The 13182-nt window shown below is 75.2% G+C and carries 9 protein-coding genes and 1 pseudogene; 3 read left to right on the top strand and 7 right to left on the bottom strand.

All coding sequences use genetic code 11. The annotated features are described in order from the left end of the window. Positions 1-184: 184 nt before the first annotated feature. Together ACFQ6N_RS33225 and ACFQ6N_RS33220 are read right to left on the bottom strand one after the other, a co-directional pair. Positions 185-1264, bottom strand: coding sequence for a DUF4419 domain-containing protein (locus tag ACFQ6N_RS33225; RefSeq protein ID WP_380657306.1), 1080 nt, complete (start codon positions 1262-1264; stop codon positions 185-187). 263 nt (positions 1265-1527) lie between these two features. Beyond that, positions 1528-2613: a prephenate dehydrogenase gene (locus tag ACFQ6N_RS33220; RefSeq protein WP_380657303.1), complete on the bottom strand. Its 1086-nt coding sequence runs from the start codon at positions 2611-2613 to the stop codon at positions 1528-1530. A 457-nt stretch (positions 2614-3070) separates the two neighbouring features. Here ACFQ6N_RS33220 and ACFQ6N_RS33215 point away from each other — a divergent pair, with 457 nt between their 5' ends. The 3 genes from ACFQ6N_RS33215 (at position 3071) to ACFQ6N_RS33205 (ending at position 7580) form a co-directional block, all read left to right on the top strand. Next, positions 3071-5410 carry a DUF4139 domain-containing protein gene (locus tag ACFQ6N_RS33215; RefSeq protein ID WP_380657301.1) on the top strand — a complete coding sequence of 780 codons (2340 nt, stop codon included), beginning with the start codon at positions 3071-3073 and terminating at the stop codon, positions 5408-5410. A gap of 2 nt (positions 5411-5412) precedes the next feature. Beyond that, positions 5413-7044 (top strand): mucoidy inhibitor MuiA family protein, encoded by a 1632-nt coding sequence (locus tag ACFQ6N_RS33210; RefSeq protein WP_380657298.1) that lies wholly within the window; start codon positions 5413-5415, stop codon positions 7042-7044. 173 nt (positions 7045-7217) lie between these two features. Next, positions 7218-7580: a DUF952 domain-containing protein gene (locus ACFQ6N_RS33205; protein WP_380657295.1), complete on the top strand. Its 363-nt coding sequence runs from the start codon at positions 7218-7220 to the stop codon at positions 7578-7580. A 16-nt stretch (positions 7581-7596) separates the two neighbouring features. On the opposite strand, the gene ACFQ6N_RS33200 is transcribed toward ACFQ6N_RS33205, so the two are convergent. The 5 genes and pseudogenes from ACFQ6N_RS33200 to ACFQ6N_RS33180 all read right to left on the bottom strand — a co-directional run. Beyond that, positions 7597-8604 carry a helix-turn-helix domain-containing protein gene (locus ACFQ6N_RS33200; RefSeq protein WP_380657293.1) on the bottom strand — a complete coding sequence of 336 codons (1008 nt, stop codon included), beginning with the start codon at positions 8602-8604 and terminating at the stop codon, positions 7597-7599. A 306-nt stretch (positions 8605-8910) separates the two neighbouring features. Further along, the gene (locus ACFQ6N_RS33195) at positions 8911-10341 is read right to left on the bottom strand and encodes a pseudouridine synthase (protein WP_380657290.1); all 1431 of its coding nucleotides are present in this window, start codon (positions 10339-10341) and stop codon (positions 8911-8913) included. 62 nt (positions 10342-10403) lie between these two features. Then, positions 10404-10997, bottom strand: coding sequence for an SMC-Scp complex subunit ScpB (locus ACFQ6N_RS33190; RefSeq protein ID WP_380657337.1), 594 nt, complete (start codon positions 10995-10997; stop codon positions 10404-10406). Between the two features lie 320 nt (positions 10998-11317). Continuing rightward, entirely contained in the window at positions 11318-12196 is an 879-nt protein-coding gene (locus ACFQ6N_RS33185) for a segregation and condensation protein A (protein ID WP_380657287.1), read from the bottom strand. Positions 12197-12889: 693 nt separating this feature from the next. Continuing rightward, positions 12890-13182, bottom strand: a pseudogene (locus ACFQ6N_RS33180) (hypothetical protein); the annotation flags it as partial.

Raw genomic sequence — 13182 nt, 5'->3', positions numbered from 1 at the left:
CTCCCCCAAGGTTAATGGACCGCCGCCGTCACCCGCTCCGCCGCCCGTCCGGCCCCCTGTTTCCCGCCCCCACACCCGCCGTCTGCGCTGCCGCACGGCCTGCTCCGCCCAAGCCACCCGAGCCGCCTGAGCCGCCCGAGCCGCCCACTTCGCCCGAGCCGCCCACTCCGGCTACTCCGGCTCCCTACTCCGCCTCCAGCACCGCGTTCCCCAGCCGCGGCCGCAGGTACTCCCCGTCCCACTCGACCCCGAGCACCCCGCCGACGAAGGTCATCGGCAGTTCCCGGCCGAGCACCTCCCACACGAAGGGCACCCGCGACACGTGCGACGGGAAGTCGTTCACCTCGAACGCCTCCCGGTGGTACTCACTGCCCACCGCCGCCCGCCAGCCGAAGGAGCGCCGCAGCCGGGGCCCGTCCGGGGTCTGGGTGTGGGCGAGGAAGGCGGTGAGCCAGCCGGTCACCCGGGGCCCGCCGGACATCGACCGCCACTTGTACAGCGAGCGCCAGAAGCACTCGTCCAGGGGTCCGCCGGCCGCGGTCGCGGCGATCTCGTCGACCACGGGCCGCAGTTCCGCGAACCACGGCGCCAGCCAGGCGAAGCGTTCCGCCAGGGTGCCGACTCCGGCCGCCAGCCGTGCCCAGTCCGCCGCCGTGCCCTCCAGCCGGATCCGCGGGATACCGCAGCGGGTCTCCCAGCGGTAGTCGTAGTACGGGCTGACCACGTCCATCAGCGCCACCAGCGCCGAGGCCTCGTCGTCCGGCGTCGTGGTGGAGAAACCGGGCCGGAACAGTGCCACCAGGTCCCCGCCCACGGCCGCCGCGAGCGGCTCCCGGACCAGGCCGATCGAGTGCGGCCAGTCCGGTGCGGGCCCCGCCAGGGAGTCGTCCCGTACCAGGATCCTGCCCCGCCGCCCGTCGGCCGCGCCGAACAGCGCCCGGTACCGCGGCGGGTACATCCGTACGTGCACGGCGACCTCGTGCACCACCGCGTACCAGAGCACGTCCGGGGACAGGCTCAGCGGCAGGTGCTCGGCGAAGGCGGTGTGGGCCGCCCGCAGCAGCAGGCTGCAGGTCGGCTCGGGCGGCGCGTACTCGGGGTACAGCGGCGTCGGCCGGGGGTGCTCGTACATCGCCGTGACGCTGCGGTGGTGGATCCGGAGGTCCTGGCCCAGCACGGCCCGCAGGAACCGCTCGTTCCCCAGGTCCACCGGGTCTCCGGCGAATCCGTGCCGGGTCTCCCCCAGCGGCAACTCGACGATCACACCGCGCCCTCCCCGGACCGGACGACCCACCCACGCGCCGGCGAACCCACGCACCCACGCGCGCGCACGCACCGCACAAACCCGAACACCCGCCCGAGCTCGCCCCCACGCAAGCACCTACGCCCCCGCCTGCGCAAGCACCGCGTACCCACGCACCCGGCGAACCGAGCACCCAACCGAACCGAGCGCCCAGCCGAGACGAGCGCCCAGCCGAAAACGAGCACCCAGCCGCGACGAGCGCCCGACGCCTCAGCCGCCGCGCCTCAGTCCCGCACGCTCCACCCGCTCGCCCGCAGCGACTTCACCAGCCGCTTGACCGCCGTCGGCGCGACCGACAGCTGGACGAAGCCGACCTGCTGCCCGGTCGAGTGCTCGATGACGACGTCCTCGATGTTGACCCCGGCGTCGCCGACCTCCCCGAACAGCCGGCCCAGCTCGCCCGGCTGGTCGCCGAGCACGACCGCCACCGTCTCGTACCGGGTGGGCGGCGCGCCGTGCTTTCCGGGGATCCGGGCCTGGCCGGTGTTGCCGCGTCGCATGACCGCCGTGATCCCGGCCGCGCCGGTGCGGCGCTCGCCCTCCTCGGCCGCCTCCATGGCGCGCAGCGCGGTGACGGTCTCGCCGAGGTCGGCGGCGACCGCCTCCAGGACGTCGGCGACCGGGCCGGCGTTGGCGGAGAGGATGTCGACCCACATGCCGGGGTTGGAGGCGGCGATCCTCGTGACGTCGCGCACGCCCTGGCCGGAGAGCCTTATGGCGGTGTCGTCGGCGTTCTCCAGCCGGGCGGCGACCAGCGAGGACACCAGCTGAGGGGCGTGCGAGACCAGGGCGACGGCCCGGTCGTGCTCGGCGGCGTCCATCACGATCGGCATCGCGCCGCAGAGCGCGACCAGCTCCAGCGCGGCGTTGAGCGTCTCGGTGTCGGTGTCCGCGGTGGGGGTGAGCACCCAGGGGCGGCCCTCGAAGATGTCGGCGCGGGCGGCCAGCGGTCCGGAGCGCTCGCGGCCGGCCATCGGGTGGCTGCCGATGTAGTGGACGGTGTCGCAGCCGAGCGCGGCGATCTCGCTACCGGGGCCGGCCTTCACGCTGGCGACATCGGTGTACCAGTGCGCCAGGTTGCGGCGCTGGCAGTCGGCGAGCACCTTGCCGACCAGCGCGGGCGGGACGGCGATGATCGCGAGGTCCACCGGGCCGTCGACCGGTTCGGTGGTGCCCGCGCCGAGCGACTCGGCGGTGCGGGCGGCGTCCGGGTCCGCGTCCTCCAGATGGACGGTCAGACCGCGAGCGGTCAGGGCGAGCGCGGCGGAGGTGCCGATCAGTCCGGTGCCGACGACGACGGCAGTGCGCATGGCGGGTCGCTCTCCTCATCACGATTCTCGACAGGTGCCGGAACCGTCCGGGAGCACCCGCGCCCCATCCTCCCTCATCCGCCGCACCGAAGTCCCCACCCGGAGCCCGGCAACCACGACGGCATTTCCCGGCAGCTCGCGGCACCGGCAACCGCGGCGGCCCCGCCCCCGTCCCCTCCAGTGCACACGCCGTACCCGGGAAATCCGACGACGCCCGTACCGAAGCCGGGCAGACTGGCCGCCCCGGGGAACACTCGGACAAAAGGACGAGAAGACCGCAGGACGAGCAGGCGTACGGACGAGCAGACGTACGGGAAAAGCGGACAAGCAGGCAGGCGAGCAAGCGGGCACCCGGGCGAGCAGACGAACCGGCAAGCGGGCACAGCGGGCAAGCGGCCGATCCGCGTGACACGACGAGCGGCACGCGGCAGGCAACACGCGAACGAAGGGGTTGCACATGGACGACCAGCACAGCGACCGGACCGGGCGGACGAAACCGCCGGCCGTACCGGAACACCCGTCGGTCCTGGACTCCGTGGTGGTGTACGCGGAGGGCGCGGTGTGCCGGCGCCGGGCGACCGTCCCGGTCCCGCCCGGCGGCCGGCTGCGGCTGACCGGTCTGCCCACGGCCCTGGACGGCCGCTCGCTGCGCGCCCGGGTGCTCACCGGACCGGTCGGCACGACGGTCACCGAGGCCCGGCTGGAGCAGCTCGCCGAACTGCGCGAGCCGGAGGAACTCCCGCAACTCCAAAGGGAGTCCGACGAGGCCATCGAGCGCCGGAGCGCGCTCCACGAGCGCCGCCGACTGGTCCTCGCGGCGATCGCCGACACCCTCGCCCTACGCGCCGCGCCGCCGCGGCACCGAACCGACGAGCCGCTGCGCCGCACGCCCGCCGATGCCTGGCTGGAGCTCGCCGACTTCGTCGACGAACGGCTGAGCCACCTCCACGAGCGCGTCGAGCAGCTCAACCGGGAGATCGAACTCGCCGACCACGCAATCGAGTTGGCCGCCGACCGGCTGGAGCGGGCGTCCACCGCCGACCGGGCCGAACCGGTCTCGACCGCCGCCACCGTCCTGCTCACCCTCACGGCTCCCGCCCCCGCTCCCACAACCCACGAGCAGAAGCACGAGCAGCGGCCGGAACAGGAACACCAGCCGGAGCCGGAACAAGAGCTGGAACTGGAACTGGAACTGGAGTACGGCGTCCCCGCCGCCCGCTGGGTGCCCGCCTACCGCCTCTCCTACCGCACCGGCTCCGACACCGCCCACCTGGTCCTGCGCGCCGGTGTCGCCCAGCAGACCGGCGAGGACTGGACGGGCGTGCGCCTCGCCCTCTCCACCGCCGACCTCGACCGCCGCACCGACCTACCCCGGCTCGCCTCGCTGCGGATCGGCCGCAGCCAGCCCGCCCCGCCGCCCTCCGGCTGGCGCGAGCCCCCGGCCGGCCTGTCCGACCTCTTCACCGGCTACGACGCGGCCGGTCACGACACGACCGGTCACGACGCGGCCGGTCACGACGCACCCGGCGCAGCCGCCCCGCACCGCCGTCACCACACCGTCCGACCCGCCGCCCTCACCGGCCCCGGATCGGTCTCCCCGTCCCCGTACCTCGGCGGCGCCCGCGTCGGCGGCGCCCGCCCGTCCGGCCCCCACCACGAGGGCTTCAGCCCGGCGGCGGACACCCCGCCCGAACCCTCCGGCCCGTACGGCGGCGGCACCCTGAGCGTCGACGAGCCGATGCCCGCGCCGCCCCCGCCCGCCCCGGGCGGCTTCGCCGGCTACGGCGGCTACGGCGGCTACGGCGGTCCGCAGCCCGCCCTGTCCGCCCCCGTTCCCGCCGTCACCCCCGCCGTCACCCCGCTCCCGCAGGCCCCGGGCGGCCTCCCGCCCGTGGCGTCCCGCCGCTCCCGCAAGGCCGGCGGCCTCCCCGTCCCGCCCCCGCCCTCCGGCTTCGCCCCGGACGCCACCCTGCTCGACTACCCCGACCTGGTCCTGGCCGGCCCCGACGAGCCCGCCGCCCGGCGCGGCACCCTGCACGCACGCCCCGAGCGCCTCGAACGCGAGGAGCTGGCCTGGACGCTGCCCGGCGGCAACCCCGGGGAGCGGATCCGGCGCCTCCCGCTGCCCCGGCACGCCGTCCCGCCACGGGAGTCGGCCGGTTCCTTCGACCACCGTTTCGATGCCGCCGCCCCGGCCGACATCCCGTCCGACGGCACCTGGCACTCCGTCACCGTGGACGAGATCCCGCTCACCGTCCGCCCCGAGTACGTCACCGTCCCCGCCGTCGAGGAGAAGGTGTACGCGACCCTGGTGCTCGCCAACCGCACCGACCGCGCCGTCCTGGCCGGCCCGGTGGAGGTCACCGTGGACGACCGGTTCCTGCTCACCGCCGCCCTGCCGACCCTGGCTCCCGGGGGCGTGCAGCGCCTGGGCACCGGCGTCACCGAGAGCATCGAGGTGGCGCGCCGCACCGAGCTGCGCGAGTCGACGACGGGCATGCTGAAGGGCAACAGCACCGTGCTCGACCACCGGGTGCACGTCCGGCTCGCGAACCGGCTCGGCCGCGCCGTCACGGTGGAGGTCCGCGAGCGCGTACCGGTCACCTCCGACGCCGAGATCCGGATCGAGGAACGGGCCGACTGGCACGCCCCGACCGTCCCCACGCCGGAGTGCCCGCCCAGTACCCGGCTCTGGCGGGTCGACCTGCCGCCCGGCGGACAGACCGAGCTGGACGGCGGCTACCAGATCAAGATCCCGGCCGGAAAGGCCATCGTCGGCGGAAACCGGAGGAACTGACCATGACCGGAGACCTGACCGGAGACCTGACCGGAGACCCGACCGAAAGCCCGACCCCAAGCCCGACCGAGAGCCCGGCCCCGAGCCCGTCCGGGGAGTCGAGGCCCCTTCCCGTCACCGCCGTGACCTGCCTGGAGGACCGCAGCCAGGTCGAGCGGACCACGACCGTCGAACTCGGCGCGGGGGTCCGGCGGCTGCGCTTCGGCCCGCTCACCGCGCTCGCCGTCGACCGCACCCTGCGCGCCGAGTCCGCCACCCCCGGCGTCCGCGTGCTGGACGCCCGGCTGGTCCGCACCTGGGCGCCGCGCGCCCCGCTGCCGCCCGGCCCGGACGACTCCGACCTGCGTCACCGGCTGCACCGCCTGGACGCCGAGAGCCGCCTGGCCGACCAGGCCCGCACCCGGCTGGAGGCCCGGCTGGCGCTGCTGGCCCAGCTCTCCGCGGACCTGCTGCGCGAGGTCGGCGAGGGCGCCGGCGCCGGTGAGCTCGAACGCACCCGCTGGTCCCGCGAACTGGGCCGGGTGGACGCCGAGCGCGAGCGCTACGGCGAGGAGCTGCGCGCCACCCACTCCCGGCTGCGCCGGCTGGAGCAGGAGCGCTCGCAGGCCCTGACCGCCCTGGACGAGGCCGAGGAGGACCCGGCCGAGCTGACCGCCCACCTGGAGCTGACCGTCGAGGCGGCGCGGTCCGGCCCGGCCGAGCTGACCGTCTCCCACCTGGTGCCCTGCGCGCTCTGGCGCCCGTCCTACCGGGCGACCCTGGACGGCGGCGCGCTGCGCCTGGAGTCGGAGGCGGTGGTCTGGCAGCGCACCGGCGAGGACTGGACGAACGCCCGGCTGACCTTCTCCACGGCCCGTTCCGCCCTCGCCACCGACCCGCCGGCCGTGGCCATGGACATCCTGATGCTGCGCGAGCGCACCGACGAGGAGCGCCGCACGGTCGAGGTCGAGCTGCGCGAGGAGGCGATCAGCGCGCTCGGCCCGACCACCGGGCTCCCGGGCGTGGACGACGGCGGCGAGGTCCGGGTGCTGCCCGCGCCGGCCCCGGCGACCGTGCCCTCCGACGGCCGGGCGCACCGGGTGCCGCTCGGCTCGTTCACCGGGCCTGCGAGCAGCGAGTACGCCTGCGCCCCGGAGCTGTCCCCGCTGGTCACCCAGGTGGTCCGGTTCCGCAACACGGCCGGGCACCCGCTGCTGGCCGGCCCGGTCGAGCTGGTCCGCGGCAGCGGCTTCACGGGCCGCGGCGAGCTGCGCTTCACCGCCGCCGGGGCCGACGCCGAGCTCGCCTTCGGCAGCTCGGACGGCTACCGGGTGGTCCGCGAGACCGAGGAGCGCCAGGCCACCGGCGGGCTCACCGGCCGCCAGAGCACCACCCGCACGGTCCGGCTGCACCTGTCCCGCTTCTCCGGCCCGGAGGAACGGGACGAGCGGATCGTCGCGGTGCGCGAACGGGTGCCGGTCTCCGAGGTGTCGGCGGTCGAGGTCCGGCTGCGCAAGGAGGACTGCTCCCCGGCACCGGACTCCTTCGACGCCGAGGGCATCGTCCGCTGGGACGTCCCGCTCGGCCCGGGCGCCCGCCGCAGCCTCACCCTGGTGTACGAGGTCACCGCCTCCGCCAAGGTGGCCGGGCTCTGAGCGCTCCGAACCCCGGCCCCTGAGGCCATGAGGCCCGGGCCCCGGCCCCGGCCCCGGCCCCGGCCCCGAAAACCGAAACCCGGCCCCCGAAAACCGGGCCCCGAGCCCCGGACCCGCCCTGCCGATGACGACCGCTCAGGACCAAACCGGAGACAACGGGTAGAAAAGGAACCATGATCCTCCACCTCGCCCCCCTGGACGACTGGCTGGCCGACCCCGGCCGCCCGTACGCCACCGCCTCGCTGCTCACCGACGGGTTCATCCACTGCTCGGCGGACGAGCAGACGGCACTCGCGGTGGCCAACGCCTTCTTCGCCGACACCCCCGACCCGCTGATGGTGCTGCTGATCGAGGAGTCGCTGGTGGAGCCGATGGTCAAGTGGGAGGCCCCGGACGGCGCACCGCCGCCCGGGGCCACCCCCGACGTGCTGTTCCCGCACATCTACGGCCGGCTGAACCGCTCCGCCGTGCTCGGCCTGGAGAAGGTCGAACGCGGCCCGGACGGCCGCTGGGCCTCCCTCAGCCCCTGGAGCTGACCCGCCCCCGGTCGCGCTACAGCCACCCCCGCTCCCGGGCCGCCATGCCGGCCTGGAAGCGGGTGGTGGCGCCCAGCGAGCGCATCAGGCTCTGCAGCCGCCGCTGGGTGGTCCGGGCACTCCAGCCGAGCGAACGGGCGATCGACTCGTCGGTGAGTCCGGCCGCGAGCAGGCCGAGCAGCTTGCGGTGGTCGGCGTCCGGCTCCGGCGAGGCGTCCCCGGTGCCGATCGCCGCCTGGAGCTGGACGGCGCGCTCCCACTCCGCCTCGAACAGCGTGTCCAGCGCCTGGAGCAGGGCGGAGGGGTGGATCACGTAGGCGGCGTCCAGGACGCTGTCGCCGACGCTGATCGGGATGATCGCCATCCGGTCGTCCGAGAGGATCATCTTCATGGGGAGCGTCGGCCGGACCCGCGCCTCCTCGCCGTCCGCGACACCGACCAGGATGTTCCGCTCCAGCCGCCCGGGCCAGGCCACCGCCTCCCGGTCGTAGACCGTCCGGAACTTCAGGCCCTCGCGCAGCCGCCGCCGCTGCAGCGGCATCGGCGCCACCGGGTCCTGGATGTACGGCGGACGGTCGAAGCCGCGCACCTGGTACTGGCTGGTCTCGGTGATGTGCTCCAGCCGCTGGGCGATCGCCTCGCCGCCGGTCAGCACCTCCACCGAGTGCGCCGGGTCGGTGTAGCGCGAGGCCTCCCGGAAGGCGTCCATCAGCCGGTGCATCTCGGCCCTGGCCTGCCGCAGCTCGGACTCCCGGTGACCGATCAGGGTGCCGATCGCGACGTCCGGGGCGACCGCCAGGTAGCGCTGCCGGTCCACCGGCGCCCGGGTGGCCATGCCCTGCTGCGCCAGCCGGTCCAGGGCGCGTACGCCCTGCTGGAGCGTCAGGCCGCAGGACCCGGCCAGCTCCTCCGCGGTGGACTGCGGGTTGGCCACCAGGGCCGCGTACACCTGCCCGTCCGGCTCGGCCAGTCCCAACGTGCCGAGGGCGTGTCCGCCGGCCCGCCCCAGTGGTGCATCGGACACGACGCCGTCTCCCCCTGTTCGCCCCTGATCCGCCCCCACCGGCGGCCGTACTGGCACAGTCCCGCCACACGGCCGGGTGGTGGCCCGGTGGCCATCCTCTGCCACGGATCATGACGCTGACAAGGCCGTGACCAGCGGTTGCGTCCCGGCTCACACGACCCGTCCGCGGCCACCCGGCCCGCCCGGCCCGCCCGGCTCGGCTCAGCCCGGCTCAGCCCGCCTCGCCCGGCCCGGAGAAGCCGAAGGGCCCCCGGCCGCACCACGGCGACCGGGGGCCCTTCCGGGCGGCGTACGAGACGCGAGGGCCTACAGGCCGACCTCGCGCATCAGCTGGCCGACCTCCGGGTTGGTCAGGCGGCGCAGCCAGCCCGACTTCTGGTCGCCCAGGGCGATCGGACCGAAGTGCGTGCGGACCAGCTTCTCGACCGGGAAGCCGGCCTCGGCCAGCATCCGGCGGACGATGTGCTTGCGACCCTCGTGCAGGGTCACCTCGACCAGGTAGTTCTTGCCGACGTTGGAGATCACCTTGAAGCTGTCGGCACGGGCGAAGCCGTCCTCCAACTCCACGCCCTGCGCGAGCTGCTTGCCCAGGTCGCGCGGGATCGGGCCCTGGATCGCGGCCAGGTAGGTCTTGGTCACGCCGTAGCGCGGGTGGGTCAGACGGTGGGCCAGCTCGCCGTGGTTGGTGAGCAGGATGATGCCCTCGGTCTCGGTGTCCAGGCGGCCGACGTGGAACAGCCGGGTCTCCCGGTTGGTCACGTAGTCGCCCAGGCACTGGCGCCCGTCCGGGTCCTCCATGGTGGAGACCACGCCGGCCGGCTTGTTCAGCGCGAAGAACAGGTACGACTGGGTGGCGACGGTCAGGCCGTCCACCTTGATCTCGTCGTTCTGCGGGTCGACGCGCTTGCCCTGCTCGGTGACGCGCTTGCCGTTGACCTCGACGCGGCCCTGCTCGATCAGCTCCTCGCAGGCGCGGCGGCTGCCGATGCCGGCCCGGGCCAGCACCTTCTGCAGGCGCTCGCCCTCGGGCTCGCCGAAGGTCTTGGGCAGCTTGACGGCCGGCTTGTCGTGCCGGGCGAGGACGGCGTCCTCGATCTTGGCCTGCAGCTCGCGCGAACGCTGCGGCTGACGGCGCGGGTCGCCCGGGGCGCCCTGGCCCTCGCGGCGCGGCCGGGGGGCCGGGCTGGGGCGACGGCCGGCGAAGCCGCCGCGGGCGGGGGTGGCGTTGGGGCCGCCGCCGTACTCGGGGCGGTCGTACCTGCGCTCCTCGGGCCGCAGCGGGCGGTCCGGGAACCGGCGGTCGTCGCGCCGGTCGTCACGGCGGTCGTCCCGCCCGTACGAACCCGAGCCGCCGCGCGAGCCCGAACCCGAGCCCGAGCCGCCACGGCCGTAGGAGCCGCCGCCCGACCCGGAGCCACCGCGGCCGTAGGAGCCGCCGCCGGAACCCGAGCCACCGCGCGAGCCGCCGCCGTACGAGCCACCGCCCGAACCGGAGCCGGAGCCTCCGCGCGAACCGCCGCCGTACGAGCCGCCGCCCGAACCGGAGCCTCCGCGCGAGCCGCCGCCGTACGAGCCACCGCCCGAACCGGAGCCGCCGTACGAACCCCCGCGCGAGCCCGAGCCGCCGCGGCTGCCGCCGCCGCTGCCGCCGAAGGAGCTGCCGCCCCGGCCCCCGCCCTGTCCGCCGCGACTGCTCCCGCCGCCGCTGCTGTTCCTGCCGTTGCCACTGCTACGCATCAAAGTGTCCGTACGTCGTTCCGTCTGGGATGTGCGGTCGTTTCGGCCGACCTCACCGCCCCCTACCGATCGGGCCCGGCCCGACCGGCCTCGCCACTGCCGTCCGCAGCCTGCGCGGCAGCGTCGGCGACCGCCTCCGCGATCATCGTGCCCTCCAGGGACTCCGCTTCCACGTCGTCGACCTCGGGCAGGAAGGGAGCAAGCTCCGGCAGCTCGTCCAGGCCGCGGAGCCCCATCCGTTCCAGGAAGTAGTTCGTCGTCCGATACAGGATCGCACCTGTTTCGGGCTCGGATCCGGCCTCTTCCACCAGTCCTCGCTGTACCAGGGTACGCATCACGCCGTCACAGTTCACACCGCGGACTACGGAAACCCGCGATCTGGACACCGGCTGCCGGTAGGCGACCACCGCCAGGGTCTCCAGTGAGGCCTGGGAAAGCCGGGCCTGCCGGCCGTCCAGGAGGAAGCGGTCGACGGCCCCGGAACAGCTCTCCCGGCTGTAGAACCGCCAGCCGCCGGCCACCAGCCGCAGGTCGAAGCCCCGCCCCTGGGCGGTGTACTCGGCGGAGAGCTCGCGCAGCGCCGCGGCCACCTCCGCCCGGGGCCGCTCCAGCACCCCGGCCAGCCGCTCCTCCGGCACCGGCTCGTCGACGACCATCAGGACCGCCTCCAGATCGGCCCGAAGCCCGTGACCGTCCGGCTCCTCGGCGCCGGAAGTCGACAGGGCCGACTTCTGGTGCACCACCCGAGCCACCGGCTCCGTCGGCTCCTCCGGCACCACTGGGTCCTGTGGCTTCACCGGGCCAACCGGGACCACCGGGACCGCGGGGGCCACGGTGGCCACGGGCTCCATGGGCCCCACGGGCTCCACCGGGTCCGGCAGCAGCTCGAAGGCCGGCTCCAGCCACTCCTCGGCCCGCGGCCGCCCCGGCAGCCCCAGCGGGCGCCGCACCGGTCGGCCGCCCTCGTTCCCGCCGCTCATCGCCGCTCGCCCTCCTCCGTCTCGCCCGCGGCCTCTCCCGCCGGCCGGTCGAACTCGTCCGTCACCTCGACCGCTCCCCGGTCCTCCCCGGCCACCCAGCGCACCCACAGCTCGCCGAGCGGCTCCGGCTGCTCGAAGGCGAGCACCCGCTCCCGGTACAGCTCCAGCAGGGCCAGGAAGCGGGCGACCACGACCAGGTCGTCCGGCGCGTCCTCCACCAGCTGCCGGAACGACGCCTCGCCCAGCTCGGTCAGCAGCCCGACCACCAGTCCGGCCTGCTCCCGCACGCTGACCGGCGGGGTGTGGATGTGGTCCACGTACACGACCGGCTTCGGCTTGGGCTCCATCGCCTTGGCCGCCAGCTCGGCGAGCCGCTGCGGACCGATGGTGACGACCACCTCGGGCAGCAGCTCCGCGTGCCGGGGCTCCAGCCCGACCGCCCGGGGCCGCCGCAGCAGCTCGGCGGCCCAGCGCTCGCCGAACACCGCCGCCGCCCGCTTGTACGCCCGGTACTGCAGCAGCCGTGCGAACAGCAGGTCACGGGCCTCCAGCAGGGCCAGGTCCTCCTCGCTGTCGACCTCCGCCACGGGCAGCAGCCGGGCGGCCTTGAGGTCGAGCAGGGTGGCGGCCACCACCAGGAACTCGGTGGCGGCGTCCAGGTCCCAGTCCGGGCCCATCGCCCTGATGTAGGCCGTGAACTCGTCGGTGACGGTGGCCAGCGCCACTTCGGTGACGTCCATCCGGTGCTTGGCGATCAGGCTGAGCAGCAGGTCGAAGGGACCCTCGAAGTTGTCCAGCCGCACTCGGAAACCGCCCCGCGACCCGTCTTCGGTCGCGCTCGCGGCGGTGGCAGCTGGTTCGGCGGTACTCGGCATAACGGTCCATTTTCACCCGTCACCGCCCCCGGCCCCGACCCCGGCCTCCCGACACGCCGCCCGCCGGCGCCCGGAGGAGGTCCGTCCGGGGCCCACGGAGCCCCGGAGAACCCCTCGACGCGCCCCCGGCGCCCGGGGTGCGGCCACGGGCTCCCAGCCCCCGGTAGCGGCCCTCAGGCGCCCCGGCGCGGCTCACCCCTGGACCGCAGCCCATGAGTCCGCCTCATGGCCGTCCGACGGCCGGGCCAACGGACCTCATCACGGCGCCGGCCGCATGAGCCCGCCTCATGACCTCCGGCACATGAGTTCGCCTCATGACCCTCGACACATGAGCCCGCCTCATGCCCGGCACATGAGCCTGCTTCATGACCCTCGGCCCCCGGCCAACGGCGCTCCCGACCCGGGACGGCGCCCCTCATGAGTTCGTCTCATGCCCCTCGGCGCTCCGCGCTCGGCACTCGGCACCCGACGACCGGCACCCGACGACCAGCAGGCGGCCCCCCGACGCCGGGCCCACGGCCCCGCTGCGCCCTCGGCGGCCCTGTCCGGGCCCGCCCCTGCCGTCCTGCCGCCGTACCGCCCTGCTGTCCTGCCAGTCCTGCCGGTCCTGCCGGTCCTGCCGCCGAACCCTCCGGCCCTCCGGCAGCCCTACCGGCCTACCGACCGCCCCACCCGACCTACCGCCCCGCCGTCCTACCGCCCGCGCAGGCGCCGGACCAGGATGGAGGCCTCGCCGCGCTGCTCCAGGTCCGCCAGGACGACCGCGATGGCCTCCCGGACGATCCGCCCGCGGTCCACGGCCAGGCCGTGCTCGCCGCGCAGCACCAGCCGGGTGTGCTCCAGGTCCATGAGCTCCTCGGCGGACACGTACACGGTGATCTTCTCGTCGTGCCGCTCGCGCCCGGTGGGGCGACGCGGCGCGCGGCCGCGCGGCCGCGCGCGCCCGGCGGCACCCGCCTGCTCCTCGGCGGCGCCCGGGTGCGGGC

It is taken from the genome of Kitasatospora sp. NPDC056446 (assembly GCF_042796115.1).
GTDB lineage: Bacteria > Actinomycetota > Actinomycetes > Streptomycetales > Streptomycetaceae > Kitasatospora.
Note: the sequence above shows the minus strand (reverse complement) of the source record. Positions and strands in the feature narration are given on the sequence as shown.

What these genes read in the sequence shown, in the direction of transcription:
- ACFQ6N_RS33195 (WP_380657290.1), bottom strand. Translation starts at nt 10,341, where the DNA reads ATGCGTAGCAGTGGCAACGGCAGGAACAGCAGCGGCGGCGGGAGCAGT.
- ACFQ6N_RS33220 (WP_380657303.1), bottom strand. Translation starts at nt 2,613, where the DNA reads ATGCGCACTGCCGTCGTCGTCGGCACCGGACTGATCGGCACCTCCGCC.
- ACFQ6N_RS33210 (WP_380657298.1), top strand. Translation starts at nt 5,413, where the DNA reads ATGACCGGAGACCTGACCGGAGACCTGACCGGAGACCCGACCGAAAGC.
- ACFQ6N_RS33215 (WP_380657301.1), top strand. Translation starts at nt 3,071, where the DNA reads ATGGACGACCAGCACAGCGACCGGACCGGGCGGACGAAACCGCCGGCC.
- ACFQ6N_RS33190 (WP_380657337.1), bottom strand. Translation starts at nt 10,997, where the DNA reads ATGGTCGTCGACGAGCCGGTGCCGGAGGAGCGGCTGGCCGGGGTGCTG.
- ACFQ6N_RS33185 (WP_380657287.1), bottom strand. Translation starts at nt 12,196, where the DNA reads ATGCCGAGTACCGCCGAACCAGCTGCCACCGCCGCGAGCGCGACCGAA.
- ACFQ6N_RS33205 (WP_380657295.1), top strand. Translation starts at nt 7,218, where the DNA reads ATGATCCTCCACCTCGCCCCCCTGGACGACTGGCTGGCCGACCCCGGC.